The following is a 258-nucleotide window of genomic DNA, read 5'->3' on the forward strand; positions in this document are numbered from 1 at the left end:
GGGCTGGCGCCGCGAGGAGCTGATCGGCGACGTGCTCGACCAGTACCAGCGGCACCGCCTGTTCCTCGACGCGGTGCGCTGAGCGCGCACGCGGCTCAGCCCATCAACTCCAGCCACTGCTGATCGGCCTCGGCCAGCTTGGCCGCCACGCTGTCGCGGTCGCGCCCCAGGGTCGCCATGCGACCGCTGTCGGCATAGCTGGCCGGATCAGCCAACTGGGCGTCGAGCTCGGCCAGCATGGCTTCCAGTTCGCCGACG

The 258-nt window shown here is 71.3% G+C and carries 1 protein-coding gene; it reads right to left on the minus strand.

Annotated features, from left to right (window positions below; genetic code table 11):
* Positions 1–95: 95 nt before the first annotated feature.
* Positions 96–239: an ABC transporter C-terminal domain-containing protein gene (locus SB773_RS32925; RefSeq protein ID WP_410594618.1), complete on the minus strand. Its 144-nt coding sequence runs from the start codon at positions 237–239 to the stop codon at positions 96–98.
* Positions 240–258: the final 19 nt, after the last annotated feature.

It is taken from the genome of Bacillus sp. SIMBA_074, assembly GCF_046534555.1.
Taxonomy (GTDB): domain Bacteria; phylum Bacillota; class Bacilli; order Bacillales; family Bacillaceae_G; genus Bacillus_A; species Bacillus_A mycoides.